A 25,916-nucleotide genomic window follows, 5' to 3' on the forward strand; every position below is an offset into this window, starting at 1 on the left:
AGTCCCTGCCCCATGCGTCTGCATCCCTTGCTCAGCATCGCCGCGCTCGCCAGTCTGGTCGGTTGTGCCGCACCACCGATCCAGCCACCACCGACCCCGCATCTGATCCGCATGCCCTTACCGCGTTGTGCCACCCATGCGCCCGAGCCGAGGCTCGCCGGCGCCGCGTGGCGCGCCGGGCTGCGGACACATGCACTGGCGCTCGACGGGCAGGTCTGCGGTCTGACACACGGCGGTGAGGTGCACTGCCAACGTCCGATGGCTGAGTCAACGCCACCATCCCGGCCGCGGCCCACGCCCACGGGCTGATCTCAGCGACGCGTGCTCCAGTTCCTGTTCGGCCGTCCTTGCCCTGCCGCCCTGGCAGGGATTTTTTGCGCCGCACACACGTCCTCCTCAACCTGAAACGGTCCAGCCAGCAATGAACCCTTCCTGTGCCATCATTGGACCAATGTTTCCTGGTGGGCGGACGCCATGCAACGCTGGATCCATGCGGAGAAGGATCGCTACGACCTGGTCGATCTGGTTCAGGACCTGCTCGGCGACTGGACGCTGGTTCTGTGCTGGGGCGCACTCGGCTCACGGCGCGGACGCCTGCGCATCGTCGGCGTGGCCTCTGAGGCGGAGGGCTTGGGAAAGCTCGAGGCGATCACGCGGCGACGCCAGCAGCGGGGCTATCGGCGGCAGGTGAGGCCCGAGCCGATCGACGTGGGCCACGGCATCCCGGCCGGGGCCACAAACGCCGCCGCACAGAGGAGCACTGGCGATGACTGAGGCGGACCAAACGCCGGTCGCGATCGTCACGGGCGGCGCGCAAGGCATCGGCCGCGCCCTGACGCAGCATTTCCTGAGCGCGGGCTGGCGGGTCCTGGTCCTGGACCGTGATGCCGAGGCCATAGCCGATCTGGAGGCCAGCCTGAAGCACCAGGACCTATTGGGATGCACAGCGGATGTGGGCGAGGAAGCGGCCGTAACCGCGGCCTTCGCGGCCCTGGCCGAGTGGCAGGCACGCACCAACCAGCCCGAGGGGATCGATCTGTTGGTCAACAATGCGGGCATTGCCGATCCGGTCAGCGGTCCGCTGGAATCCCTGACACTCGCCGCCTGGCGCCGCTGGCAGGACAGTCATCTGACCGGCGCCTTTCTCTGCACCCGCGCGGCCATCCCTGGGCTGCGCGCGCGGCGCGGGGCCATCGTCAACATCGCATCGACCCGCGCGCTCCAATCCGAGCCGCAGTGCGAGGCCTATGCAGCGGCCAAGGGTGGGCTGCTGGCCCTCACCCATGCCCTGGCCATCAGCCTGGGACCGGAGATCCGCGTCAATGCGGTCAGTCCGGGCTGGATCGAGACCGGCCCCTGGCAAAAACCGGGCAGGCGCCAAAACCCGACACACCGCTCCATCGACCAGGCCCAGCATGCCGTGGGGCGGATCGGCGAGCCGGCCGACATCGTCGCGGCAGTCGCCTTTCTGGCCAGCCCGCAAGCCGGCTTCATCACCGGGCAGAACCTGGTGGTCGACGGCGGCATGACGCGGACCATGCGCTATGCGGAGTGAGCCGGGCCGGGGGAGCCTGCTATCCAAACGATTCGGAGTCCAAGATGCACCTCTACCTCGCACAGCATGGCTTGGCCGTCCCCGAGGACGTCGATCCCGAGCGTCCCTTGAGCCCGCAGGGCCGTACAGACATTGAGCGTCTCGCGGCGCGCCTGGGTCGAGCCCGGATCGTGGTTGAGCCGGTGCTGCACCGCAGCAAGACCCGGGCGGCGCAGACCGCGAAGATCCTGGCCGGACCGCTGCGGGCGAGCGCAGCGCCGCAGGCGCGCGGCGGCCTCAAGCCGAATGACCCGGTGGAGGCGCTGGCCTCGGAGATCGCCGACTGGTCAGCGGACACCTTGATCGTCGGGCATCTGCCCTTTGTGGGGCGGCTCGCCGCCCACCTGCTCGTTGCCGACGCCAACCAGGCGCTGCTCGCCTTTCAGCCGGGCAGCCTGGCCTGTCTGGAGCGCGACGCGGACGGTCACTGGAGGCTGGCCGGGATGCTCCGACCGGAGCTCTTGACGGAGGTCTCCCGATGAGATTGACGCGCAGAGGTCAACGCCTGATGCCCATCGCCCAACATCTCCGCGGCCCAGCGCTGATCGCGCTGTGGCTCCTCCTGCCCGTCCTGTCGGCCGCCGAGACCCCGGCGGTCGGACCGGAGATCAACGCCCACTACCATGGCGCCGATCCCCAGCGCTGGGAATCCATCTTCGAGCGCAGCGGTCGAGAGGTCTTCGACCGCCGCGTCGAGATCCTGCAGGCGCTTCAGGCGATTTCCGGAAATGATCTTACCCAAATAGATCCGGATCGGTAGGATGGGCAAAGTCCGCGCTCTGGGCTCGATCCTAGCCTCGACGCCAGACGGACGTGCCCATCTTGCAAGACGCTGAGCTGGGATGATGGGCACGCCCCGCGACCCTCGGCACTCCGAAAGAAGCGCATCGCCAGGGCTTTGCCCATCCTACGGGATCGAAACCGCAGGTATGTTGTTTCCCGGAAATCGCCTCAGATTCCTCCCGGACTGTGGATCGCCGATGTTGGCGCCGGAACCGGACTCTTCACACTGCGCTTTGCCGAGGCGGTGGGTCCGAGCGGGAGGGTCTATGCGGTGGACGTCTCGGAATCCTTCGTCGACTCGATTCGGCGTCATGCACGCGCCGAAGGACTCGAGAATGTGGTGCCGGTGGTCAACCAGCAGACAAGCGTCGCGTTAGATACCGCCACTGTCGATTTGGTCTTCCTGTGCGACACCTATCATCACTTCGAGTATCCGGACGCGATGCTCGCCTCTATCCGCGAAGCACTGGCACCCGGCGGCGTGCTCGCGATCATCGACGACCGACGGGAGCCGGACGTCAGCGCGCCTTGGATCATCGAGCATGTCCGCGCTGATCGCCGCACCGTCATCAAGGAGGTCACGCAGGCCGGGTTCGACCTCATTGATGAGCCGCTCGAACTGCGCGAGAACTTCTTCATCCGGTTCCGCAAACGTCATCCCTGATCAGGGGCATCGCCAGGGCGCGCTGTCAACCACGCGGGACGCGTCTTGCACCTTCCGACAGACCCTCGGTGATGAGCCCGTCGCCCCAGAAAAGCGGACAGGGGAGTTTGCTCGTGCTGTGTCCGTATCACGCGGATACCGGGCACTCCCCTTTATGCTCACAGTGACTGCTCAGGACGCCTTGCCGTCACTGACCGCCGAAGAGACGATCCGGAAAAGGTTACACAAAGCGAACGTTGCGAGGCGATCTCCCGCAGACGGTTTCACCCTCTCGGGCTCTAGAAATTCCCGGTGGGCAATAGGCCGTTCGCGGCCCCGTGAACGCAAAGACGAGCGCTGCGTTGATTACGGATGCCGCTCCCATCGAGCAGATCCTCAACCATATCGGTGAGCCGTCACGCCCACCCCGGATCGCCCCCGCGCGCGGACTGACCGGCTGGGACGATGATCTCGGGCCGATGCCCGACTGGGACCTCCACGGCCAGCCCGAGCCCCATGTCGAGTTTGATCAGCGCATCGCCTGGTAGCCGCCTCCTCCTGCAAGCGAGGCTGCAACCGCCCCTGTGTGCCGCCCGTCCGCTGGGCCCGGGGATCGCGTTCCAGCGCTCGGCAACACGGCATGTCTGCTCCATCGTGAGGCCGCTGAGCGCCCAGATGGCGCCTTGGCCGATCGTCAATCCACCGGTCGCTTCAACGCCCAGGTGTCGCCCCGGGCGCCGCCAGACGCCCAGAGGCCGTTGGATTGCCTATCCGTCCATGAGCAATCGCATTCGGGAGTGCTTTGCTACTATGGTGTCGTTGTTCAGCAAACCACATAGATTCAGAGACTTTGTAGATGGCATCCGTAAACCCCACCAGCGTCGACAGCGGCTTGCGCTTAGTCGAGGCGCGCATTCGCAACTTTCGCTCGCTGCGCGCGGTGGACATTCGATTCGACGAGCTGACGGTCTTGATCGGTGAGAACAACTCGGGAAAGACCAGTCTCTTGGAAGCCCTTTATGCTGCAATCGGCGCAGGTCGCAGGGTCCTCACGTCCGACGACCTATTTCTGGGCATCGGCGAGGCGAAGGTGCCGCAGGAGCGGACGATCGTTATCGATCTGCTGTTCCGCCCGGCGGATCCGTCCGGAATCCTGGACGAATTTCCCGTAGGCTCCTACTGGCTTGAGCTCTGGGGGACCGGCATATCGCAAGACGCGGACGACAACGACTTCATGGCCATCCGTACCAAGATGGCTTGGAATATGGGTAAGGCGGAGTACGAGACCAAGCGACAATTTCTCGCCGAATGGTCGTCGGCGGCGGATCTCGACGCCGCCAATACCGTGCCTGGTGCTGTCGCTACCGCGCAGCTCGAACCCATCGCCCTGTACCTGTTGGATGCCAAGAGGGACATCCAGGACGAGTTGCAAAGCCGCAGCTCCTTCTGGCACAAGCTGATCTCCGATCCGGGTCTGCCCGAAAAGACGGTTGCCAAGATCGAGCGGATACTGTCAAAGCTCAACGCCAGCATCGTCGATGGCAGCCCGGTGCTCTCACATGTTCAAACCCATCTCGACGATCTTTACAAGACGGTTTCGTCCGGCAGGGGAGCGGTCAACGTGACGCCGCTGGCCCGTCATCTGCGCGATCTCAGCCGGGGTATGGACATTGGCTTCTCGACCAAGGGTGCCCAGACCTTTCCGCTGGTCCGCCACGGCATGGGAACCCGCAGCCTAGCGGCGGTCTTGACCTTTCGCGCCTACAGCCAGTGGCGCCAAATACGGGACAGCGGCGGCGCCGTACATTCCCTGTTAGCGCTGGAGGAGCCAGAGGCCCACCTCCATCCCCAGGCCCAAAGGGCATTGTTCGCCCAGATCGAGGCTATCCCCGGTCAGCGCTTTATCAGCACGCACTCCCCGTACATTGCGGCCCAGGCCGAGATCGGCCAGTTCAGGCATTTTCGCAAGGAAGGCGCCGAGACGACGGTCTCCCAAATGACCCTTTCCGGCCTAAGTCCGGAAGACCTGCGCAAGATCGACCGCATGGTGCTCAATACTCGCGGCGAACTCCTGTTCGCCAGGGCCTTGGTGTTCTTCGAGGGCGAGACGGAGGAACAGGCCTTGCCCTTCTTCGCGAAGGCTTACTGGGGCGAGCATATACACACCTTGGGGATCTCGATGATTGGCGTTGGCGGTCAAGCCTATCTGCCCTTTGTGCGCCTCGCCGAGAGCTTTGATATCCCCTGGTTCATCTTCTCCGATGGTGAGCCCCAAACCATCGCTAGTCTGCTCACGATGCTCGGAAATCTTGGTCGCCCCTCCGACCTAAGCGACAGCGCCAACGACAACGTCCTCGTGATTCCTGGCGGCAAGGACTTCGAGGCCTACTTGATCCAACCTGTCTATGAGGCCGTTTTGGTCGAAATGATTATCAAAGAGAATTCCCGGACGCCTCAGCATGAGGCGGCGCTGAGGCATCAATGGGCAAACGAATCAAACAAGCTCGCGAAGATCGAGCAGGAACTATCGGCGAACAAGACGCGGTACGCCTTGCCGCTTGCCTTGGCCATCACGTCGATGACAGACCCGACGTCGCGTTTCCCGACATTGATCCGAGAGCTTCTCGAGACTATGTCCCTACGCTTGGGCTTGACCCAAGCGACCTGAGCACGCCATGAACCTCTCCAAAGACCAAGCCCGCGTCGTCCAGCACGGTGAAGGCGCCCTGTTGGTGGTGGCCGGCCCCGGCTCCGGTAAAACACGGGTGCTGACGGAACGCGTCCGGCGGCTCGTGTGTGAGAGCGATGGGCATTTTCGCGTACTCGCTCTGACCTTCACCAATAAGGCCGCCAATGAGATGCGCGAGCGCCTGAAGGAAATTCCGGACATCCATCAACGCGCCTTCATCGGCACCCTGCACAGCTTCTGCATGGAGGTCCTAACCAGCCGCGGCCAGCAGGTCGGCATCGATGGGGCGCCCAATCTGTTCGAACAGTTCCAGGATCGCAAGCAGGTACTTCGCCAAGCGATGCTCGCCGACCCCGAGTTCAGGCAGATCTTGCTCTCGAAAGGATCGGTCCGCGATCAAGACAAGGCGCTGTGGCAGTTCCTCGACGCGATCTCGGATGCAAAGGGACAGCTGTTGCTTCCGGACGCGGTTGAAGACTCTCGTTTCGGCAGGCTCTACCTCGCTTATGATCAAGGGATGCGGGCGTCGCGCGCCATTGACTACGATGACTTGTTGCTGCTCACCTATCGCCTCTTCTTGGAGCGCCCGAAGATCGCCGGTTTCTACCGCAGGCTTTACCGCTACATCTGCATCGACGAGGCACAGGATCTCAACGAGGCACAGTACCGCCTGCTTCAGGCCTTGTGCGGCTCCTCTTACCGCAACCTGATGATGGTGGGAGACCCGAAACAGGCGATCTTCCAGTGGAATGGTGCTCATCCCAAGTACCTGGACCTGTTCGAGCGCGACTTTGAGGCACAGAGAATCGCTCTGAACCAAAACTTTCGCTCGTCAGCCGCGGTCGTGGAGATTGCCGTCCGGCTGTCCCCCGATTATGAGGTGGAAGGCGAGTACCCCATTGCCGGCGAGGTCACCGTGCTTCGGGGTCGGGATGAGGAGGACGAAGCACGCCAAGTCATCGCCTATCTGCTCGACCTACAGGCCTCGGGACACGCGGATATCGAGGGAGAGATCACGCTAGATCGGTGTGCGATCCTGGGACGCAACCGCTACGTCTTCAACCGCTTGGAACCCGCACTATCTAGAGAGGGCTGGACCTACTACAAACACCTCTCGACGCAACAGGAGAGCGAATCCGATCTGCTGGAAGACTTCGAAATATGTCTGCGCCTCTTGGCGAATCCCGGTGACCGCCTGCATTTGGAACAACTCTTGAATCGGTGGCGTATCGATGTCTCGGAGTCAGATCGCCCGGAACCGTTAGATTGCAGCGCTTTGATGCAGCAGCTGGAGCGCTTCCCGAGTGGGAATCCTCGCCGCGTTATCCTTGAAGCGGTGCAACGCTTGGATTTGAATGACAGTGAGCTCCGTCTCGGGCCGGCGCTCGATCACCTTGCGGCCTACGCCGACGATGCACTGAAGGACGATGACCGCGCGATGGTCCTGCAGGACATAAGCCAATGGCGTAAGGATTGGGACCGCTTCGTGCGCCGCGCTTCGGGCCTGCAACGAAGCCTGCGGACCTTCCTCGGGCAGATCGCTCTAGGCGCTACCCAGCAGCCGCGCGAGGACGGGCTTGCGCTGCTGACGGTGCACTCAGCAAAAGGCTTGGAGTTCGATGTTGTCGTGATCATGGGCATGATGGAGGGTGTCTTCCCCGACTACCGTGCGGCCGGATCGGCGTTGGATGAAGAGCGACGTAACCTGTTCGTCGCCGCGACCCGTTCCAAGCGCCTTCTGTGCTTCTCCTATGCGGAGCAACGGATGATGCCTTGGGGTTCGTCCAAAGCGCAGATACCCTCACGCTTCCTTCAGCAGCTCGGACTGACCTGACAGACGCGCGCCGTCGTCGTGAAGCACGGATTCCGCGGGAACATCGGCTTGGAAAGCGCACTCTTCGTCGACTTCGACAGCGTCTATTCCGGGCTCTGCAAGTTCGATCCGTCGGTCGCCGACCGGTTCGCCAGGACGCCTCAGCGGTGGATGAACTGGCTGGTCGATTCACTGGATCTGCCCCAGCCCGCGCCAGATGAGGCGCGGCGTCGCATACTGGTCCGCCGTTGCTACCTTCAACCCTCAGGTCTCTACCAGAGTTTCCGACCCGCGTTCAACCTCGCCGGCTTTGAGATCATCGACTGTCCGTCTCTGACCACCAGGGGATCAGCACCGATATTCACATGGTGCCAGTGGGTTCTCTTGGTGCCCAAACATTTGCGCTGGTATCTGGAACGCGAGCCGCGGGCGATCAGCGCGGTGCTGCACATCCTGCTGCGCGTCATCTAGGCCCCTCTGCGCCAGGGCAGCCGCACCGGCTCGCATCCCCGCTTCGGTGCCTCCCTCAACCGGCACGTCCATTACCATTGCTGCGTCATCGACGGGGTCTTCGAGCCAGCCGAGGATGCCGGTGATATTCCGCAATCCGTACATTTTCGCCCCACCGCTGCAGATGGAGTGTCCGCTTCTTGTCCCAGCGGCCTGTGGACTCTCGCGGGCGTGAGTGACAGCAATGCGCGTCTTCCAGACGCTGGCCTCGACAGCGTCAGCGACTGTAGCTGGGACATTGCGACCAGATCGCGCCGAAGACTAAGCGTCGGCTTACCGGAGATGGCGAAAAGGCGCATCGAGCCCCCCACCCCGCTTGCAATGCTCTCAACGCGCAGAGCGGGCCATCAACCGTCACAGCCGCTCCAGCGGAGCCACACTCGTTTTGATCCGTCGCAGTTGGCCGTGAAAATCGATGTCGACGATATCACGATCAACGAAGCCGACAATAAAGCCTTCCCCGAATACGCGATGCCGAACGCGGTCGTTCAACGCCCAACGCGGCGGGCGCTGAGGCTCACCGCTGCGAGGAGCCATCGACGCCGGCCGCTCGTATCGCGCTTCGATGCCGACCTCACCGAGATAGCGATTGAGCACCGCGAGCCGAGCGGTCGGCGCCGGCGGAAGGGTCGCAAGCGGTTCTTCACCCTCAAGATGGCGGGTGATGGCCTCACCGAGTTCACGGCTGGTCCGCAGGCGCGCCTCGAACGCGAAGGGGCTCGCGTTGCATCTAGCCAGACCATAGGGCTTCATCGGCTCGCCACGCCACTGGGCGTCGAAGTGTGCATCCGGGGGGATCACTAGATGCAGTGCCTCTTTGCAACGCGTCAAGGCGACGTAGGCCAAGCGCCGTTCCTCCTGGCGATCGGCGCGTTTTGCGGGAAACAGGCCTTCCTCGAGCCCCAGGACCACCACCATGGGCCATTCGCGGCCCTTCGCCTGGTGGATCGAGGAGATCAAGACCACGTCGCCGCCGGCGGCGTAGCGCTCGGCCGTGCGGCGCAGGTCGTCCATCCGGGACAGAAAGTCCGGCACCGAGGTCGCGGTTCGCGTCGCCCATCCAAGGAGGGTGTCGTAGGCCAGCTGCTTTTCGGAGGCGGTGTCGCTGTCGGCGGATGTCGCATAGGCGCGCAGGAGGTCCGTCCGCGCGGCGTAGAGGCGCAGGGCGTCGGCGGCCGGCCACGCACGCCATTGGGTGGCCTCGCGCCACAGCGCCGCGCGCTCGCGGATCTTCTCGGCGTGAAAGGGCGTCTTGACGCGCTTGGCGACCTGGGCGATGGCCACGGCGCCTTGCTCGGGGGCTTGGAGGATCGCCTCGATCAGGGCGTCGAGCACGCGATTGGCGAGGCGCAGGCTCGGGGTACCCAGCATGTGTCGGATGATCTCGCGCGCGTTCGGCGCCTCGAACAGGGTGCCGGCGGCGAGGCGCAGGTAGCCGAGCAGACCGGCCACATCGGGGACCTGGAAGGCGGTGTCCTTGCCGGGCTTGGTGAAGGGGATGCCGCGCTCGAGCAGGGCGAGTTCCAGCCCCAGGGTCTGGCCCCAGAGCCGCCCGAGCACGGCACAGTCACGGTTGCGCCGACCGCTGTGGTGCCAAGCCTCGATGGCCGCCACGACGTCCGCCTGATCCCCGCTCGAGGTGCCACGAATCACCTCGATGCGCGTGTGGGGCGTTCCGGGCGCCGAGACGCATAAGGTGTCGATGCGATCGGCGTTGTGCGCGATGAGCTGGGCGGCGGCGAGCGAAACTGAATGACCGAAGCGAAAGGTGCGCGAGAGGCTGTAGCGGGTCGCACCGGGAAAGCAGTGGTCGAAATCATCACCCATGAACTGCGGTTTGCTGCCACGCCAGGCATAGATGCACTGGGAGTCGTCGCCGACCGCACTGAGGCTTGCGCGTGTGCCGACGAGGTGGCGGAGCAGTTCGACCTGCACCCGGCTGACGTCCTGGAATTCATCGACGATGACGGCGTCGAGCTTGTTGGTGACCATCCGCTGTGCCTCGGCGCTGTGAGACAAGAGCGCGACGGGCTCACTTTGCAGGTCGGCGAAGAAGCGCAGACCTTGCTGTGCGCGCGCCTCCTCGAAGCGCGCAAAACCGCGGATGAAATAGCCATACTGAGGCGGGATCGAGAGCGCCTCGAAGGCGTCGGCCGCGGAGAGGAGGTCGGATTTCACCAGGTCGATGAAGCGGGCGAAGGCCTCCAGGTCGTCCGGGCTTGGATAGTCGTCGGCGCCTTCCTCGCGCAAGGCGGCCTGGGCGGCTTGACGCGCGAGGGCCTTGGCCACGGCCTCCTTGGTCTCCAAGCGCCGCCGCGGCAGCAGGCCGACCGTCTCGAAGTGCGCCGTGAGCCTCAGGCCCAGGCTGTGAAAGGTACGCACCTCAGGCACCTTCGCGCCAACGGGAAGCGCCTCGGTGAGACGATCGCGGAATTCGGTCGCGGCGGCCCGGTTGAAGGCCAACACCCGGATGCGCTCGGGCATCAGGCCCTGCTCGAGTAGGAAGAGCACGCGCCCCACGAGCATGTGCGTCTTCCCGGAGCCGGCCACGGCGAAGGTCAGGGAGTGGCCCCTGGGGTGCTCGATCGAGCGTCTTTGCTCCTCGGTGTAGGTCAACGCGGGCATGATAGAACGGATCTCTGAAGCGATGGCCGTGGCGTGTCAGGAGGATGCGCCTGGGTGGTCAGTGCGTCACGACGCGCTTTGCATTGTTGAAGCGGCGTCCGCCAAGGTCAACGTGACCTGTCTCGGAGAGGCTGACCCAGCCTCATCGGCCGCCTGAATTCGTTTCGCTAGGTTCGATCACGGGCGTGATCCACCACTGCGGATGCGCCTCCTGCATCTCGGCATGGGTCGCGGGCGGGATCAGCGACACCGACAGACTCTGCCCATGGGGTTTGATCGCATCCCAGAGCCGATAGCGGGTGTCGTCACGATCGCTGAGGTGCTCCGAGTCGGACGCACGCCGGCGCCCTGCCGCCTGTTCTCCAGACGGCGATGCTGTCGCTGGAGGCTCCGACGCCGATGGTCCCGTCTGATCACGCGCACTCCGAGTGGCCCGTTCATCGCTCAGCACCTGCGGATCGAGCGGCTCGGTCACCCCTCCTGTCGCAAACCGTCCTCCGGTTAAAGCCCGCTTTTCAGGTGGTGTTAGCGTCGAAGGCGCGCATCCGGCCATCGGCGCGATTGTACACGGTTCACAATTCATCTCACTCGATGGTGAATCTGGGCTGGGCGACAGGGGCGACAAGGGCGACATTACCCTCGAAACAAGCGCTTGCGCCTTTGTTGTGGGGGCGACAGAGGGGCGACAAGGGGCGACATCGCCACCAAGGACGGCTCAATGTCGCCCTTTGTCGCCCCCGTGTCGCCCCCTTGGAGTGAAGCGCAAGACCTTGAAACAGAAGCGTTGTCGCCCGTGTCGCCCCTGTCGCCCCGGTTGGAGGACGCCTGAGCGGCCTCTTCCAGGGCGGGTGTCAACAAATCGGCGACAAGGTCGAGGACGTTCATGCGCCACCCTCCTCCTCATCCGGGCGTGTGATCACACCCCACTGAGAACCGTCGCGGTAGACCAGCCGCGCCTGCTCCAGGGTGGCGAGCGCGGTATCACGCCGAGTTTCGCTGCGCTGTGCCTTGGGGCCGATCCGCAGCATGGCGCGCTCATGGGCGCGCGCGCTCGGCTACCCAAGCAGCCAGCTGTAGAGCTTCAGGGCACCCTCGCGGGCGTCCTGAACATCGCGCTCGCCGAAGACATACACCCGGCTTCCAGGGCCTCGCTGATCACCGGGATGCCCTGGCGCCAGCCCTCAACGACCTGTCACGTCCGGACCAATGACACAGGTGCTCAGTCATCTGCCCGTAGCCAACAGCGTCGATGACGATGAACTTGCTCAGCGCGATGAATCGACCAGATTCACGCAACCGCCGTCGTCGCGACCGCCCTTGGAGGCCTCGCGGCGAGGCAGGATCCTTGGAGAAGGAAAGAAGCCTTTCTCATCAGACACACGCGCCGTCCATCCTCTGAGACAGTCCTGCGGGGAGCGCCTCGCCCAACGACGCGTCGGGCGCCTAGAACGAACCGTCAGGCGCGTCGTTCGCCGTGGATGCTTCGGAGCAGGAGGGTTGGGATGACACGGCGTCCACGGCTAGCTGGGACACCTGTTGCCAGGTCTGCTCGCTGGCGGAAACCGATGACGGTGGTGCGTCGAGCGTTTCCTCCGTGTGGCGAAGGATGGCGCGCAGTTCCGAGAGCCATCGCTGGGGCGGTGCCTTGGCGCCGGGTGACGCGGTGCTCAGGAGTGCCGCCTGAATCCCCCGCGCCTCGGGCGTAGACCGGGCTGGCAGACCTTCGGTCACCGCCTGGGGCACATGGCTCAGACGCCGCACCGTGCGTGCCTGTTGGAGCGCTATCGAGCGCCCCTCTGGATCCCAGCCCAAGGACAGGGTCCAACAAACGGGGGTTCCGTCCTCGCGCCGCTGACGTTGCAGCCGCTCGTAGGCCGCGCGAAAGGCCATGCGGGCACCCACCACGTCGCCGGCGTTGTAGATTGACGCCGCTAGATTGCGGGCTTCCAAGATCTCGGTCGTCGCGCACACCGTCTGCGTTTCGTCGAAACTGGCCAGGGCGATGCTCCACGCCTCGTCAGCGCTGGGCGCGCCCGCCTGATCGGCCTCGGCGGCCGCGATTACGTCGGCCGGCAGGGGAAAGCGTCTGCCGCGATCGGGGTCGCACAGGTGACGCTCGAGCGCCTGCTGGAGCCCCTCGAGCGCGAAGCGGGGCGCGAGCAGCTCCCACCAGAGCTGTTTCACGCCGGCTGGCAGGGGCGGCTGGCCGTAGAGACGACTGGCGCGATCGAGCAGGTCGGAAAAGGCCGGGCGCTGGAGTTCAGTCAACACGGGCGTACTCACCGTCGAAGGTGCGTGCGCTGTCCGAGCTCCCATTGCCGCCGCTGAGGAAGTCCTCCAGCTCGCGCTGCTCGCGTTGGGCCGCATCGGCAATGCTGCGGAACTGGTCGACCTTGACGGCGTCACGACAGATCAACTCGATGTCGTCATAGACGCGCCGGTTGATGTTGGCGCCCTGGTGCCACGCGGAGCCCTTGCAGCCGTCGATGGCCTCGCGTAGCTCCTCGACGCTGTAGCCGTCCTTCAAGCGCCCTGCGATCGCGCGCCGGCGCTTGTTATCGAGCCGGCAACGGGTCTTGTTCATGGTGGCGTGCCAGTAGTCGAAGACCTGCGAAACAGGATCGGGACGCTCCGGATCGACGCACTCAGACGTCAGCGCTCGGTACGCCAGCGACTCCAGGACGGGTACGGACGGCGAGATCGCCTGAGGTGTGACCGGCGTCGGGTCCGAGGTCACCCTGAGGGTAGAGCTTTCAGCGGCCACGGCCGGCGGTGGCCGATCGCGCGCAGGAGCGGTCGGCGCCGGAGGTGGTGTCATCGATGGCGTTTGGCGCGGACGTCGCACCCGGGTCGCTTGGGTCGACATATCTGCTGGCACAGAGCCGGGCCGCTGCGCGGACGGCGCTTTATCGCAGTCTGCCAGCGCGAGCCGCTTGACGTAGCCTTGCCGCCGGTCGGAGCCGGCATCGGTGAGCAGTCCGCGGCGCTCCAAGGCGCGGATCGCGGCACGCACTTCGCCTTTGCTCGGAAGCTGGCGTGACCGCGTACTGCCGGGGGTTGGCAGGAATTCCAGCTCGCTGAGGACGGTCTGGTAGGTGATGGGAAACGCCGCCCCGCCAGCGATCCCGGTGGCATAGTCCATCCGATGGCGAAAGACGAGTAAGTACAGGGTTTTGGCAAGCAACGAGAGTCCCCTCAGTGCCTCGTGCTCGCGACGATTCCAGCTGGTTCGCATGGGTCCCCTTCCCTCCGGGCGGATGACATGGGCGGGGACTATCGCAAATCTCGACCGTCTTCTGCCCCCTTTAACGGTCCCTCGCTCATCAGACCGTTTGGGCGTGGAGATCGATGCGGTGCAGTCACCGAGCGTGTGAGGGTCTCAGCAGGAAAATCCGCATCGTCCACCCACCAGAGCGGTCTCACACGACAGGAGCGTTAGCTCCTCTTGCCCCGGATACCGGTCTTCCGGATATCTTGACTAAGGAGTGAAGGACGGCTGGTGCGCTCCGGCGTCGACCGGCGGGATGGATCGACGCCGCTCTCCAGGTCAGAGCGACACGATCATGTCAGGCAAGTCTTTGTGCCGGAGAGAATTTCTAACGAAGAGCAACGCCGTCCGCTGGAGCGGTCACCGCTGTCGTTCTAGCGGTGCTCCAGCGGTGCTGCGCGTCTGAGCCAGCGAAGAAGCGCAAGTCATTGACTCAATGAGGTGTCATTCCGCGCTTAAGGACAGGTCACCCCCGCTAATAACCGCAGCCAGCCGTCTCGGGTTACGCCCTGCCAGACAGTGACCTGGATGAGCCTTAAACGCGTCGAGCACGGATGCGGAGTGGTACCGCGGTTTCCCGTCTGGACCATTGCGGAGATGTGCGACGCACGGGGGATCGTCTCGGAGGGAGTTCACGGCTCCACGCCTTAGCCGTGCGCTCCAGCAGCGGGCATGCTGCGGTAGCCGCACGAGCGGTAACGAGAGGGCCGTGGTTGGTGCAGAGCCGACCTGCAACCGCGTGGTGACTCTATGGTGACTCAAACAAAAACGGCTTAGGTATTAAATAACCTAAGCCGTTGATTTTATTGGTCGGGGCGAGAGGATTCGAACCTCCGACCACCTGAACCCCATTCAGGTGCGCTACCAGGCTGCGCTACGCCCCGTAAAGACGAGCAATACTACGGTTTGATTCGAAAGGTGTCAACGTCTCAGGACCTGAAGGATCTCTTCGAGTTCTGTGCGCATCTGGCGAAGGATTTGGTGGGTCTGGTTGAGGTCGTGTTTGGCACCTTCGCCGCTGAGCTGCTGGCGGGCACCGCCGATGGTGAATCCCTGGTCGTAGAGCAGGCTGCGGATCTGCCGAACCATGAGCACGTCGTGACGTTGGTAGTAGCGCCGGTTACCACGGCGCTTGACTGGACTGAGTTGCGGGAACTCTTGCTCCCAATAGCGCAGGACGTGCGGCTTGACGCCGCACAGCTCGCTCACTTCACCAATGGTGAAATAGCGCTTGCCGGGAATCGGCGGAAGATCGCCGTCTCCGACATCCTCGGCGCTATCGGTGGGTTCCAGCATAGGCCTCTACCCGTGACTTGAGCTTCTGGCCAGGGCGGAAGGTGACGACTCGGCGGGCGGTGATGGGGATTTCTTCGCCTGTTTTGGGATTACGGCCCGGGCGCTCCTTTTTTTCGCGCAGATCGAAGTTCCCGAAGCCCGACAGCTTGACTTGCTCCCCGCGCTCCAAGGCCGTGCGGATCTCCTCGAAGAACATCTCGACGATTTCTTTGGCCTCGCGCTTGTTCAGACCCAGCTGGTCGAAAAGATGCTCAGCCATCTCGGCTTTGGTCAACGCCATACCTTCAGTCCCTCAATCTCGCGCCAATCTGGGTGGTGAGGCTTGTGACGATTCGCCCCACCGTCGTCTCAATGATGTTGTCTTCAAGTGTCTGAGAAGAAGACTGTAAAATCAATCCCAAAGCCAGACTTTTTCGTCCAGTCTCGACGTTCTCACCGGTGTAGACATCGAAGAGGATGATGTCTTTCAAGAGATCGGACGCCGCGGCACGCACGCAGTCGGCGACGGCCTCAAAGGTGACCGAGGCGTCGACGACCAAGGCGATGTCGCGCCGGATACTCGGGAAGCGTGAGATCTTCTCGAACTTCGGCAGGACGCCCTTGGCGATCGGCTCGAGATCCAGCTCGAAGAGGAAGACATCGCCGTCGAGGTCGAGCTTCTTGGCCAGCAAGGGGTGGAGCATTCCGATCACACCCACCGCTTGTCCGTCCCTTTCGATCGCGGCCGTCTGCCCGGGATGCAGCGCCGGATGGGTGGTCGCGACGAAGCGGAATTGCTCCAGGGCACCTGTCAGCCCGAGCACGGCTTCGACGTCCGCCTTGAGGTCGTAGAAGTCGGTCGTGCTGGAAGGCTCGCCCCACTGCTCAGACAGCCGCGCCCCCAGGATCAGGCCGCCAAGACCCGGTGTCTGATCGAGCCCATCGTCGGTCGAACGAAAACGCAGACCGGACTCGAAGATGCGCACGCGCTCCATCTGGCGCGATTGATTGTAGGTCGCGGCCTGCAGCAATCCGGACCAGAGACTGGTGCGCATGACCGACAGCTCGGAACTCAGCGGATTCGCCAGCTTGAGGGTCTCCGCATCCGGGGCGACGAGCGCCTGCATCTCCGGGCTGACGAAGCTGTAGGTGATGACCTCATGAAAGCCACGGTCGACCAGGGCCAGGCGTGCGCGGTCGAGATCGAAGGCGGTCTCCGGCGGGGCCTTGGTCGCGGACGCCGCGCTGGCGTGGGTCACCGGGATCTCGTTGTAGCCGTGGATGCGCCCGATGTCGGCGATGAGGTCGACTTCCATGAGGAGGTCGAAGCGCGCGCTTGGCGGCGTAACCCGCCAGCCGTCGTCCAGCCGCTCCAGACGCATGCCCAGGCGCTCGAGGATGTCGACGATGGTCTCGGCCGGCAGCGCCAACCCTAGGATCTGGGTGACGCGGCGCTCGCGCAGATGCAGCGGCTCGCGCTTGGGGCGATGTGAGTCGGAGCAGGCCTCGACGATTGGACCGGGCTCACCGCCGACGATGTCGAGCAGCAGTCGCGTCGCCCGCTCCAGGGCCGTCGCTTGCAGGTCAGGGTCCACGCCGCGCTCGAAGCGGTGCGAGGAGTCCGTGTGCAAGCCGTAGCTGCGCGCCTTGCCGCTGATGGCAATGGGCGCGAAGAAGGCGCTCTCGAGCAGGATGTCGCGTGTACCCTCGCTCACTCCGCTGTCGGATCCACCCATGATACCGGCCATCGCGACCGGCTTTTCGGCGTCCGCGATCACCAGGGTATCCGCGCGCAGGGTCACCGTTTCGCCGTTCAAGAGGGCGAGCTTCTCGCCGGCTTCGGCCATGCGCACGCGGATCTCGCCCGCCAGTTTGCCGAGATCGAAGCCATGCATCGGCTGCCCCAGCTCGAGTAGGACATAGTTGGTCACGTCCACGACCGGACTGATGGTGCGCAGGCCGCTGCGGCGCAGCCGTTCTTGCATCCACATCGGCGTCTCGGCGCTCGCGTCGATGTTGCGGATGCCGCGGCAGAGGTAGCGCGGGCAGGCCTCGGGGGCGAGGAGTTGGACCGGGAACCGCTCGTCAGAGGCGGGCGCGACTGACTCGATGACGGGCGCTGTCAGCGGCACGCGGTTGATGACGCCAACCTCACGCGCCAGCCCAGCAAGGCTGAGGCAATCGCCGCGGTCGGGCGTCAGATCCACTTCGATGCAATGGTCATCGAGGCTCAGCCAACGGCGGAAGTCCTCACCAATGGGCGCGTCCACAGGCAAGGGCAGGATGCCGTCGGAGGATTCGGCCAAGCCCAGTTCGCTCGCCGAGCAGATCATGCCGAAGGACTCGATGCCCCGCAGCTTGGCCTTCTTGATCTTGAAATCGCCCGGCAGCACGGCGCCGATGGTCGCCACGGGAACCCGCATGCCCTCGGCCACGTTAGCCGCGCCGCAGATGATCTGCAGCGGGTCGCCCTGCCCCACATCCAGGGTACAGATCCGCAACTTGGCGGCATCCGGGTGGGGCGCGATGCCCTGCACCAGACCAATGGTCACGCCATTGAACACCGGAGCCGCAGGCTCGACGGCGTCCACTTCGAGACCCGCCATGCTGAGCTGATCGGCCAATTGCTGGGTGTCGACGGGTGGGCTCACCCACTCGCGCAGCCACGCCTCACTGAATCGCATGTCCCGCTGTCCTATGTCTTAGCCGCGTCATCACGAAAACGGATGAGGCAGCTGAAAAGTCGTTGTCTTCGATCGGGGAAAGTTGAAGCACTGATCGCAGCATCGCTGAGCTGCGGACGAGCGCATCGAGAGATCCAGTCACCCGAAAAGTCCTGTACGCGCTTTGCGCCTTTGCGGCTCAACTCATCCCCGCTCCGAGGGGGCGGCCGTGATCAAGCAAACTGCCGCAAGTACCTCAAATCGTTCTCGAAATTCAGGCGAATATCGTCGATACCATAGCGCAGCATGGCCAGGCGCTCGACGCCCATGCCGAAGGCGTAGCCCAGATACTGGTCCGGGTCGATGCCGATGTGGCGGAACACCTCGGGATAGACCATGCCGCACCCGAGCACCTCCAGCCAGCCGGTCTGCTTGCAGACCCGACAGCCACTGCCGTTGCACATGACACACTGAATATCCACCTCCGCCGAGGGCTCGGTGAAGGGGAAGTACGAGGGACGAAAGCGCAGCTGGAGATCGCGCTCGAAGAAGTTGGTCAAGAAGTCGTAGAGCACGCCCTTGAGGTCGGCGAAGCTCACCTGCTCGTCGACCAGCAGCCCCTCCACTTGGTGGAACATGGGTGTGTGGGTCAAGTCCGAGTCGCAACGGTAGACGCGGCCCGGCGCGATGATCTTCAACGGCGGCGCCTGCTCCTCCATCACGCGGATCTGCACCGGGGAGGTATGCGTGCGCAGCAGCCGATCGGCGTCGAAGTAGAAGGTGTCGTGCATCGCCCGGGCGGGGTGGTGCTCGGGGATGTTGAGCGCCTCGAAGTTATGGTAGGTGTCCTCGACCTCCGGCCCCTCGACCACGGCGAAGCCGGCATTGGCAAAGAGGCGCTCGATGCGTCGCAGCGCGCGCGTCACCGGGTGCAGACCACCGGGGCGCTGTCCGCGTCCGGGCAGTGTGACGTCGATCCGCTCAGCGGCGAGACGGGCTGCCAGCGCCGTCTCTTCGAGGGCCGACTTGCGGGCATCGATCGCCTGCTGAACAGCAACCTTCGCCTGGTTAATCGCCTGTCCGGCTGCGGGGCGTTCGGGCCCGGGCAACTTGCCCAGCTGCTTGAGCAGCGCGGTCAGCTCGCCGCTCTTGCCCAGATAGCGCACCCGCACCTGATCGAGGCCTGCCAGATCGGCGGCATCGGCGATGGCCGTCAGAGCGGCCGCTTGCAAGGAGTCGAGCCCAAGCTCGGTATTCTCGGCCATGCTATGAACCTAGAAAGATGAGTTGAACCGCCAAGAGCAGGAAGATCGCTAAGCATTTCGATGCTTTGCCTCGCCTGCGGCCTTCACCCTCAGGGTGAATGACGCAGGCAAGACGACGCATGGCTCTTCTTCGTGCCCTTCGCGCCTGTGCGGTTCCAATTGCCGGATTTGGGATGGCACTTCCGACTGCAATGGGTTCGCCGCGTCCCGCTCAAACGAAAAGAGGGAAAGACCATGGCCTTTCCCTCTCGGTCGACAGCGGACGCGGACGGGACGGCGCTAGGTCAGGCCAGGGCCGACTTCGCCTGCGCTGCGATCGCCGCGAAGGCCACGCTGTCGTGGTAGGCGATGTCCGCCAGAACCTTGCGGTCGACCTCGACACCGGCCTTCTTCAGACCATCGATGAGACGGCTGTAAGAGAGACCATTCTCACGCGCGGCGGCGTTGATACGCGCGATCCACAGGGCGCGAAACTGGCGCTTCTTCTGACGACGGTCGCGATAGGCGTATTGGCCGGCCTTGATGACGGCCTGCTTGGCGACACGATAGACCTTACTTCTGGCGCCGTAATAGCCCTTGGCTTCATCCAAGACCTTCTTGTGGCGGGCGTGGGCGGTGACGCCGCGTTTGACTCTAGGCATCTAATACTCTCCGGATTCAAATCAAGGGCAACTAGCAATAAGGAATCATGCGCAGCGCAGACCGCACATCTGATTTGTGGAGCTGCTTGGCGGCGCGCAGATGGCGCTTCCGCTTGGTGCTCTTCTTCGTCAGGATGTGACGTCTGTGCGACGCGTTGCACTTGACACCGGAGGCAGTGCGCTTGAAGCGCTTCGCGGCTCCGCGATTGGATTTCAGCTTGGGCATTGGTCTCAATTACTCCGCTATTGCTGATGTGATGTCATGCGACGAACGACGACCCCTGCATGCACCAAGAAAGCATCGGGCGCCAGAGCGGCGCCCGATGCATTCCTTGGCCTCACTCAGTGGGATTCGCCCCGAGGCCGGCGTTTGATCGTCGCTATTTCTTTTTGGGGCCCAGCACCATCACCATCTGCCGCCCTTCCATCAGCGGCTGCTGCTCAACGATGCTGATTTCGGCCAGGTCCGTTTCCACACGCCGCAGCAGCTCTAGACCGAGCTCGCGGTGGGCGTGCTCACGCCCGCGGAAACGCATGGTGACCTTGGCCTTATCCCCTTCATGTAGGAAACGCGTCAGGTTGCGTAGTTTGACCTGATAGTCTCCTGAATCCGTGCCTGGACGAAACTTGACTTCCTTGACTTGAACCTGCTTCTGCTTCTTCTTGGCCTCGTTCTTCTTCTTTTTCTGGTCGAAGAGAAACCGACCGTAGTCCATCAACCGACAAACCGGTGGATCCGCGTTAGGAACGATCTCAACGAGGTCGAGCTCCGCCTCCGTGGCAAGCTCCATCGCTTCACGCGTGCTGACGACCCCAACTTGATTTCCATCGGCGCCGATGAGCCGGACATCCGGCACGTTGATGTCGTTATTGACGCGGTTTCTCTTTGGTGCGGCGATAGCAAACTCCTCCGAATACGCAAATAGAATGGGCCGAGCCAGCAGTGTCGCGAGCCGGCCCGCCTAGCCATACGCTAGTGAATTCGGTTCGCGACCTCTTCGCTCAGCCGTTGGACGAAGGCATCGAGCGTAAAAGTGCCCAGATCTTGGCCTTGGCGATCGCGAACAGACAAGGACCGGGATTCGACTTCCCGATCACCTACCACGAGCAGGTAGGGCACCCTCTGCAGGGTGTGCTCGCGGATTTTAAAGCCGATCTTCTCGTTTCTCAAGTCCGTCTCGACGCGGAAGCCCTTGTTGCGCAACGTCTTAGCAGACTCTGTGACGAAATCTGCTTGGCGGTCCGTAATGTTGAGCAGCACCGCCTGCACCGGCGACAGCCAAACCGGCAGCAAGCCGGCGTAGTGCTCGATGAGAATGCCGATGAAACGCTCGACCGAGCCCAGAATGGCGCGGTGGATCATGACCGGCGTCTGCTTGCTGTTGTCCTCGGCGATGTAGTGCGCGCCCAGTCGACCCGGCATGGAGAAGTCGACTTGGATGGTGCCGCACTGCCAGGCGCGACCGATGCTGTCGTGCAGGGTGAACTCGATCTTGGGGCCATAGAAGGCACCCTCGCCCGGCTTGACCTTGAACGCCAGCCCCTTGTCGGTGAGGGACTGCGCCAGCGCGGCCTCACCCTTATCCCACAGATCGTCAGAGCCGACGCGCTTCTCCGGGCGCAGCGACAGCGCCAGCTCGATCTCGGTGAAGCCGAAGTCGCGATAGGTCTCGAAGACCATGTCGATGAGCGTCGCAACCTCGGGCTGAAGCTGCTCGTCGGTGCAGAAGACGTGGGCGTCATCCTGCGTGAAACGACGCGCGCGCATCAGACCATGCAGGGTGCCCGAAGGCTCATTGCGGTGCACCACGCCAAACTCGGCGATGCGCAACGGCAAGTCGCGATAGCTCTTGAGCCCCTGGTTGAAGAGCTGGATATGCCCCGGGCAGTTCATCGGCTTGATGGCGTAGTCACGGTCGTCCAGGTGCGTCGTGAACATGTCGTCCGCGAACTTCTCCCAGTGACCCGAGCGCTCCCATAGCGAGCGGTCCAGTACCTGAGGCGTCTCGACCTCTTGGTAGCCGTACTCGTCGAGCTTCTCGCGCATGTAGGCCTCGGCGAGGCGGTAGATCACCCGGCCCTTGGCGTGCCAGAAGGCCATGCCGGGGGCCTCGTCCTGGAAGTGGAAGAGGTCCAACTGCTTGCCGAGCCTGCGGTGATCACGCTTCTCGGCCTCCTCCAGGCGGTGGAGATAGGCCTTCAGCTCCTTCTTGCCGCGCCAAGCGGTGCCGTAGATGCGCTGCAACATGGCGTTGCTGGAATCGCCGCGCCAGTAGGCCCCGGCGAGCTTGGTCAGCTTGAAGCCATTGCCCAGCTTACCCGTGCTCGGCAGGTGCGGACCGCGGCAGACATCGAACCATTCGCCCTGGCGGTAGATGGAGACCGCTTCGCCCTCGGGGATGATGTCGTCGATGATCTCGACCTTGTATTGCTCGCCCAGCTCACCGAAGACGCGCTTGGCCTCTTCGCGATCCATGACCTCGCGCACGATGGGGAGATCGCGCTTGACGATCTCATGCATGCGCGCCTCGATCTGCTCCAGTTCGGCGGGCGTGAAGGGCTCTTCACGCGCGAAGTCATAGTAGAAACCGTTCTCGATCGCCGGGCCAATGGTCACCTGCGTCCCCGGATAGAGTTCCTGAACGGCTTGAGCCATGACGTGCGCCGCATCGTGGCGCATCAGCTCGAGCGCGACCTCCTCGTCCTTGCTGGTGATGATCTCCAAGGCCGCGTCCCGATCCATGACATGACTGGTATCCACCAGCTGGCCGTCCACGCGACCGGCCAGCGCGGCCTTGGCGAGGCCCGGGCCGATGGAGGCGGCGACATCATGAACAGACAGAGGCTGGTCGAACTGACGTTCGGAGCCGTCGGGTAGCGTAATCAGAGGCATGTCGAGGTCCTGGTCTCAGTGGTGATCGATACGAGGGATCACATGATGCGGTTTGCGCGGCTGATTCAGTCGGCGACCCTGGCCGTCGGAAGCCGCGGCGGGAGCAGTGAATCCTGGCGGCAAGAAAAAAGCTGCCAGCCTTCAGCGTTCGACTCTCAGCCGAAAATCGCTGAAAGCTGATCGCTGAAGGCTGGCAGCCTCAGAATTTGGTAGGCGCGATTGGACTCGAACCAACGACCCCCACCATGTCAAGGTGGTGCTCTAACCAACTGAGCTACGCGCCTGTCGTCAGGAGCCGCGCATACTACAAGCAGCTTTCGGGATCCGCAAGCACTTTTTCCGCATCGCTCGCCACAGTCACCGCCCCATCGAATTCCGCACTGCACCATCGCTATACTCCCAGGCCCTCGACCCGCAGCAATCAGCATCCAGAGCTATGACCACCATTCGCGAGAACGACTTCGTCCAGAGTATCGCCGACGCCCTGCAGTTCATCTCTTACTACCACCCCAGCGACTACATCCAGTCCTTGGCCGCAGCCTACGAGGCCGAGGAATCGCCTGCCGCGCGCGACGCCATGGCGCAGATCCTCTACAACTCACGCATGTGCGCCGAGGGCCATCGCCCTATCTGCCAAGACACGGGGATGGTCGTCGTTTTCCTCAAGATCGGCATGGAGGTCCGTTGGGAGACGCAAAGCGGCATCCAGGCCATGGTCGACGAGGGCGTGCGCCGCGCCTACGGGCATCCCGACAATGTCTTGCGTGCCTCCATGGTGACCCCGCCGATCGGCGCGCGGAAGAACACGGGGGACAACACCCCCGCCATCGTCCACATGGAGCTGGTGCCCGGAGACAAGGTCGAGGTCAAGCTCGCCGCCAAGGGCGGGGGCTCGGAGAACAAGTCCAAATTCACCATCCTCAACCCGAGCGACAGCCTGGTCGACTGGGTGCTGAAGACGGTGCCGACCATGGGTGCCGGCTGGTGCCCGCCTGGTATGCTCGGCATTGGCATCGGCGGCTCGGCCGAGAAGGCCATGCTGATGGCGAAAGAGGCGCTGATGGAGACCATCGACATCCATGAACTCAAGGCGCGCGGCCCCTCCGATCCGATCGAAGAGTTGCGCCTGGAACTCTATGAGAAGGTCAACGCATTGGGAATCGGCGCCCAGGGGCTCGGCGGCCTGACCACGGTGCTGGATGTCAAGATCCACAGCTACCCGACGCACGCCGCGTCCCTGCCGGTGGCCTTGATTCCGAACTGCGCCGCGACGCGTCATCTGGAATTCACCCTGGACGGCTCCGGCCCCGTCACGCTCGACCCGCCGAGCCTGGAGGACTGGCCCGCCATCGTCTGGGAGGCCGACAGCAGCGCCAAGCGGGTGAATCTCGACAGCGTCACAGGCGAGGACATCGCAACTTGGCAGCCAGGCGATCGGATTCTCCTCTCCGGCAAATTGCTGACCGGCCGCGATGCCGCGCACCAGCGGATCATCGACCTCTTGAATCGCGGCGAACCGCTGCCGGACGGCGTCGATCTGACCAACCGATTCATCTACTACGTCGGCCCGGTCGATCCGGTCCGGGACGAGGTCGTGGGTCCCGCTGGCCCGACCACATCGACCCGCATGGACAAGTTCACCGAGCAGATGCTCAGCCAGACCGGACTCATCGGCATGGTCGGCAAGGCCGAGCGCGGACCCGCCGCCATCGAGGCGATCAAGCGCCATGGTGCCGTCTATCTCATGGCCGTCGGCGGCGCGGCCTATCTGGTCGCCAAGGCGATCAAGGGCTCCAGGCTGGTCGCCTTCGAGGACCTGGGGATGGAGGCTATCCGGGAATTCGAGGTCGAGGACATGCCGGTGACCGTCGCGGTCGACAGTCGCGGCGACTCGGTGCATCAGAGCGGCCCGGCGAAATGGCGCAGCAAGATTGGGCTCATCCCGGTCGAGGTCGTCGCTTGACCAACGCATAGGCCGCGTAGGGTGGACGAGCGAGAGCGAAGTCCACCGAATTCCGCGCCGCCTTTGTCAGTTGTCAGTTGTCAGTTGTCAGTTGCAGCCTGACGTCGGTCAAGGGCGCCCATCAACACCAGCTCACTGGTCTACAAACATTCAACACCCATCATTCTGAGGCTCTGTCATGTCGAAGAACACCTACTCCGCCTTCCGCATTCACAAAGACGACCAGGGTCACCATGCCGGCATCGAGCAGTTGCCGAAGCCCGTGCCGGGAGACGGCGAGGTTCTGGTCCGGGTCACACACTCCGCCGTCAACTACAAGGACGCCCTCGCGGGCACCGGCAAGGGCAAAATTCTGCGGACCTTCCCGCTGGTCGGCGGCATCGACGCGGCCGGACAGGTCGAGGCATCCAGCCATCCTGACTACAAGGCGGGAGACGCCGTCATCGCCACCGGTTGGGGCCTGAGCTTCGACCACGACGGCGCCTATGCACAATACCTTTGCGTGCCGGGTGATTGGCTGGTCGCCATGCCGGAGGGTCTGGATGCCAGGTCGGCGATGATCCTGGGGACCGCCGGCTTCACCGCCGCGCTCGCAGTGCATCGGATGCTGGTCAACGGCCAGCGCCCGGAGCTGGGACCCATCCTGGTCAACGGCGCGAGCGGCGGCGTGGGCTCCATGGCCGTGGCCATCTTCGCCCGACTCGGCTACGAGGTCGTCGCCGTCTCCGGCAAGGCAGCGCTGCACGACTGGCTCACGGCCTTGGGCGCGACCCGCATCGTCGGCCGCGATGCCTTGTCCGAGGCCAAGCGACCACTGGAAAAGGCCGAATGGGGCGGCGCGGTGGACAGCGTCGGCGGTGAGATGCTGGCGCAGATCACCCGCACGCTGGCCCCGAACGGCAATATCGCCGCCATTGGATTGGCGGGCGGGCATGAACTGAATACAACGGTCATGCCCTTCATCCTGCGCGGGGTGAGCCTGCTCGGCTGCAACTCAGTGGATGTTCCCGCTCCCGTGCGGAGGGAACTCTGGGGTCATCTAGCCAGCGACTGGCGGCCGGGGCAGCTGGAGGACATGCTCACGGAGAGGGTCGATCTCGCGGGACTGCCGGATGTCTTCGAGCGCATGCTCGCCGGACAGACGCATGGACGGGTCTTGGTGGAAATCGATTGAGCCCCTGCGGCTGGACGAACTCGTAGGGTGGACGGGCGCGAGCGAAGTCCACCGAATCCCGCGGCGTCCTTGGTGGACTGCGCTGTGCTTGTCCACCCTACCCGGCTTCGAGCGCAT

25 protein-coding genes, 2 tRNA genes and 1 pseudogene are annotated in these 25,916 nt (G+C 63.8%); 13 read left to right on the forward strand and 15 right to left on the reverse strand.

The window, feature by feature from the left end; genetic code table 11:
* Positions 1-12: 12 nt before the first annotated feature.
* From G3480_RS08190 to G3480_RS29455, 11 genes and pseudogenes are all read left to right on the forward strand, one after another.
* Positions 13-309, forward strand: a complete 297-nt coding sequence (locus tag G3480_RS08190) for a hypothetical protein (RefSeq protein WP_206171582.1) — start codon at positions 13-15, stop codon at positions 307-309.
* Between the two features lie 165 nt (positions 310-474).
* Positions 475-774: a hypothetical protein gene (locus G3480_RS08195; RefSeq protein WP_240905677.1), complete on the forward strand. Its 300-nt coding sequence runs from the start codon at positions 475-477 to the stop codon at positions 772-774.
* Entirely contained in the window at positions 767-1,555 is a 789-nt protein-coding gene (locus G3480_RS08200) for an SDR family oxidoreductase (protein ID WP_164653393.1), read from the forward strand. The genes G3480_RS08195 and G3480_RS08200 overlap by 8 nt, the downstream gene beginning before the upstream one ends.
* 44 nt (positions 1,556-1,599) lie before the next feature.
* Positions 1,600-2,076: a phosphohistidine phosphatase SixA gene (gene sixA, locus G3480_RS08205; RefSeq protein ID WP_164653394.1), complete on the forward strand. Its 477-nt coding sequence runs from the start codon at positions 1,600-1,602 to the stop codon at positions 2,074-2,076.
* The gene (locus G3480_RS08210; RefSeq protein WP_206171584.1) at positions 2,073-2,354 is read left to right on the forward strand and encodes a hypothetical protein; all 282 of its coding nucleotides are present in this window, start codon (positions 2,073-2,075) and stop codon (positions 2,352-2,354) included. The genes sixA and G3480_RS08210 overlap by 4 nt, the downstream gene beginning before the upstream one ends.
* A gap of 138 nt (positions 2,355-2,492) precedes the next feature.
* Positions 2,493-3,041 (forward strand): class I SAM-dependent methyltransferase, encoded by a 549-nt coding sequence (locus G3480_RS08215; protein ID WP_240905678.1) that lies wholly within the window; start codon positions 2,493-2,495, stop codon positions 3,039-3,041.
* A 317-nt stretch (positions 3,042-3,358) separates the two neighbouring features.
* Positions 3,359-3,568 (forward strand): hypothetical protein, encoded by a 210-nt coding sequence (locus G3480_RS08220; RefSeq protein WP_164653395.1) that lies wholly within the window; start codon positions 3,359-3,361, stop codon positions 3,566-3,568.
* Between the two features lie 308 nt (positions 3,569-3,876).
* Positions 3,877-5,688: an ATP-dependent nuclease gene (locus G3480_RS08225; protein ID WP_164653396.1), complete on the forward strand. Its 1,812-nt coding sequence runs from the start codon at positions 3,877-3,879 to the stop codon at positions 5,686-5,688.
* Between the two features lie 7 nt (positions 5,689-5,695).
* A complete protein-coding gene (locus G3480_RS08230) occupies positions 5,696-7,543 on the forward strand; it encodes an ATP-dependent helicase (protein WP_164653397.1) in 1,848 nt (615 codons plus the stop codon).
* 18 nt (positions 7,544-7,561) lie between these two features.
* Positions 7,562-7,993 carry a hypothetical protein gene (locus G3480_RS27840; protein ID WP_206171585.1) on the forward strand — a complete coding sequence of 144 codons (432 nt, stop codon included), beginning with the start codon at positions 7,562-7,564 and terminating at the stop codon, positions 7,991-7,993.
* 6 nt (positions 7,994-7,999) lie between these two features.
* A pseudogene (locus G3480_RS29455) lies at positions 8,000-8,131 on the forward strand (transposase); the annotation flags it as partial.
* 255 nt (positions 8,132-8,386) lie between these two features.
* Here the strand turns inward: G3480_RS29455 and G3480_RS08245 are convergent.
* From G3480_RS08245 to G3480_RS08315, 15 genes are all read right to left on the reverse strand, one after another.
* On the reverse strand, positions 8,387-10,657 hold the full coding sequence (locus G3480_RS08245) for an ATP-dependent helicase (protein ID WP_164653398.1): 2,271 nt from the start codon (positions 10,655-10,657) through the stop codon (positions 8,387-8,389).
* 142 nt (positions 10,658-10,799) lie between these two features.
* Positions 10,800-11,132 (reverse strand): hypothetical protein, encoded by a 333-nt coding sequence (locus G3480_RS08250; protein WP_164653399.1) that lies wholly within the window; start codon positions 11,130-11,132, stop codon positions 10,800-10,802.
* Positions 11,133-11,538: 406 nt separating this feature from the next.
* Positions 11,539-11,685 (reverse strand): hypothetical protein, encoded by a 147-nt coding sequence (locus tag G3480_RS08255; protein ID WP_164653400.1) that lies wholly within the window; start codon positions 11,683-11,685, stop codon positions 11,539-11,541.
* 415 nt (positions 11,686-12,100) lie between these two features.
* On the reverse strand, positions 12,101-12,928 hold the full coding sequence (locus tag G3480_RS08260) for a hypothetical protein (RefSeq protein WP_164653401.1): 828 nt from the start codon (positions 12,926-12,928) through the stop codon (positions 12,101-12,103).
* Positions 12,918-13,892: a hypothetical protein gene (locus G3480_RS08265; RefSeq protein WP_164653402.1), complete on the reverse strand. Its 975-nt coding sequence runs from the start codon at positions 13,890-13,892 to the stop codon at positions 12,918-12,920. Before G3480_RS08265 ends, G3480_RS08260 begins: the two co-directional genes overlap by 11 nt.
* A gap of 840 nt (positions 13,893-14,732) precedes the next feature.
* Positions 14,733-14,809, reverse strand: a tRNA-Pro gene (locus tag G3480_RS08270).
* 37 nt (positions 14,810-14,846) lie between these two features.
* A complete protein-coding gene (locus G3480_RS08275) occupies positions 14,847-15,221 on the reverse strand; it encodes a MerR family transcriptional regulator (RefSeq protein WP_164653403.1) in 375 nt (124 codons plus the stop codon).
* On the reverse strand, positions 15,202-15,501 hold the full coding sequence (ihfA, locus tag G3480_RS08280; protein WP_164653404.1) for an integration host factor subunit alpha: 300 nt from the start codon (positions 15,499-15,501) through the stop codon (positions 15,202-15,204). The genes G3480_RS08275 and ihfA overlap by 20 nt, the downstream gene beginning before the upstream one ends.
* Positions 15,502-15,505: 4 nt before the next feature.
* A complete protein-coding gene (pheT, locus tag G3480_RS08285; protein ID WP_164653405.1) occupies positions 15,506-17,884 on the reverse strand; it encodes a phenylalanine--tRNA ligase subunit beta in 2,379 nt (792 codons plus the stop codon).
* 212 nt (positions 17,885-18,096) lie between these two features.
* A complete protein-coding gene (gene pheS / locus G3480_RS08290; RefSeq protein WP_164653406.1) occupies positions 18,097-19,128 on the reverse strand; it encodes a phenylalanine--tRNA ligase subunit alpha in 1,032 nt (343 codons plus the stop codon).
* A gap of 284 nt (positions 19,129-19,412) precedes the next feature.
* Entirely contained in the window at positions 19,413-19,769 is a 357-nt protein-coding gene (rplT, locus tag G3480_RS08295; RefSeq protein WP_164450357.1) for a 50S ribosomal protein L20, read from the reverse strand.
* 31 nt (positions 19,770-19,800) lie between these two features.
* The gene (rpmI, locus tag G3480_RS08300) at positions 19,801-19,995 is read right to left on the reverse strand and encodes a 50S ribosomal protein L35 (protein WP_164653407.1); all 195 of its coding nucleotides are present in this window, start codon (positions 19,993-19,995) and stop codon (positions 19,801-19,803) included.
* A 154-nt stretch (positions 19,996-20,149) separates the two neighbouring features.
* On the reverse strand, positions 20,150-20,698 hold the full coding sequence (gene infC / locus G3480_RS08305) for a translation initiation factor IF-3 (protein ID WP_164653418.1): 549 nt from the start codon (positions 20,696-20,698) through the stop codon (positions 20,150-20,152).
* Positions 20,699-20,742: 44 nt separating this feature from the next.
* Positions 20,743-22,662, reverse strand: coding sequence for a threonine--tRNA ligase (gene thrS, locus G3480_RS08310; RefSeq protein WP_164653408.1), 1,920 nt, complete (start codon positions 22,660-22,662; stop codon positions 20,743-20,745).
* A gap of 207 nt (positions 22,663-22,869) precedes the next feature.
* Positions 22,870-22,946 (reverse strand) — tRNA-Val (locus G3480_RS08315).
* A 152-nt stretch (positions 22,947-23,098) separates the two neighbouring features.
* On the opposite strand from G3480_RS08315, the gene G3480_RS08320 reads away from it, so the two are divergent.
* Both G3480_RS08320 and G3480_RS08325 read left to right on the forward strand, forming a co-directional pair.
* On the forward strand, positions 23,099-24,625 hold the full coding sequence (locus tag G3480_RS08320; protein ID WP_164653409.1) for a fumarate hydratase: 1,527 nt from the start codon (positions 23,099-23,101) through the stop codon (positions 24,623-24,625).
* Positions 24,626-24,803: 178 nt separating this feature from the next.
* Positions 24,804-25,799 carry a YhdH/YhfP family quinone oxidoreductase gene (locus tag G3480_RS08325; RefSeq protein ID WP_164653410.1) on the forward strand — a complete coding sequence of 332 codons (996 nt, stop codon included), beginning with the start codon at positions 24,804-24,806 and terminating at the stop codon, positions 25,797-25,799.
* Positions 25,800-25,916: the final 117 nt, after the last annotated feature.

The organism is Thiorhodococcus mannitoliphagus (genome assembly GCF_010915725.1).
GTDB classification, from domain to species: Bacteria; Pseudomonadota; Gammaproteobacteria; order Chromatiales; family Chromatiaceae; genus Thiorhodococcus; species Thiorhodococcus mannitoliphagus.

What these genes read in the sequence shown, in the direction of transcription:
- pheT (WP_164653405.1), bottom strand. Translation starts at nt 17,884, where the DNA reads ATGCGATTCAGTGAGGCGTGGCTGCGCGAGTGGGTGAGCCCACCCGTC.
- pheS (WP_164653406.1), bottom strand. Translation starts at nt 19,128, where the DNA reads ATGGCCGAGAATACCGAGCTTGGGCTCGACTCCTTGCAAGCGGCCGCT.
- G3480_RS08255 (WP_164653400.1), bottom strand. Translation starts at nt 11,685, where the DNA reads ATGCTGCGGATCGGCCCCAAGGCACAGCGCAGCGAAACTCGGCGTGAT.
- G3480_RS08210 (WP_206171584.1), top strand. Translation starts at nt 2,073, where the DNA reads ATGAGATTGACGCGCAGAGGTCAACGCCTGATGCCCATCGCCCAACAT.
- G3480_RS08325 (WP_164653410.1), top strand. Translation starts at nt 24,804, where the DNA reads ATGTCGAAGAACACCTACTCCGCCTTCCGCATTCACAAAGACGACCAG.
- thrS (WP_164653408.1), bottom strand. Translation starts at nt 22,662, where the DNA reads ATGCCTCTGATTACGCTACCCGACGGCTCCGAACGTCAGTTCGACCAG.
- rpmI (WP_164653407.1), bottom strand. Translation starts at nt 19,995, where the DNA reads ATGCCCAAGCTGAAATCCAATCGCGGAGCCGCGAAGCGCTTCAAGCGC.
- G3480_RS08230 (WP_164653397.1), top strand. Translation starts at nt 5,696, where the DNA reads ATGAACCTCTCCAAAGACCAAGCCCGCGTCGTCCAGCACGGTGAAGGC.
- G3480_RS08275 (WP_164653403.1), bottom strand. Translation starts at nt 15,221, where the DNA reads ATGCTGGAACCCACCGATAGCGCCGAGGATGTCGGAGACGGCGATCTT.
- ihfA (WP_164653404.1), bottom strand. Translation starts at nt 15,501, where the DNA reads ATGGCGTTGACCAAAGCCGAGATGGCTGAGCATCTTTTCGACCAGCTG.
- G3480_RS08190 (WP_206171582.1), top strand. Translation starts at nt 13, where the DNA reads ATGCGTCTGCATCCCTTGCTCAGCATCGCCGCGCTCGCCAGTCTGGTC.
- G3480_RS08200 (WP_164653393.1), top strand. Translation starts at nt 767, where the DNA reads ATGACTGAGGCGGACCAAACGCCGGTCGCGATCGTCACGGGCGGCGCG.
- G3480_RS08245 (WP_164653398.1), bottom strand. Translation starts at nt 10,657, where the DNA reads ATGCCCGCGTTGACCTACACCGAGGAGCAAAGACGCTCGATCGAGCAC.
- G3480_RS08225 (WP_164653396.1), top strand. Translation starts at nt 3,877, where the DNA reads ATGGCATCCGTAAACCCCACCAGCGTCGACAGCGGCTTGCGCTTAGTC.
- sixA (WP_164653394.1), top strand. Translation starts at nt 1,600, where the DNA reads ATGCACCTCTACCTCGCACAGCATGGCTTGGCCGTCCCCGAGGACGTC.
- rplT (WP_164450357.1), bottom strand. Translation starts at nt 19,769, where the DNA reads ATGCCTAGAGTCAAACGCGGCGTCACCGCCCACGCCCGCCACAAGAAG.
- G3480_RS08265 (WP_164653402.1), bottom strand. Translation starts at nt 13,892, where the DNA reads ATGCGAACCAGCTGGAATCGTCGCGAGCACGAGGCACTGAGGGGACTC.
- G3480_RS08320 (WP_164653409.1), top strand. Translation starts at nt 23,099, where the DNA reads ATGACCACCATTCGCGAGAACGACTTCGTCCAGAGTATCGCCGACGCC.
- G3480_RS08195 (WP_240905677.1), top strand. Translation starts at nt 475, where the DNA reads ATGCAACGCTGGATCCATGCGGAGAAGGATCGCTACGACCTGGTCGAT.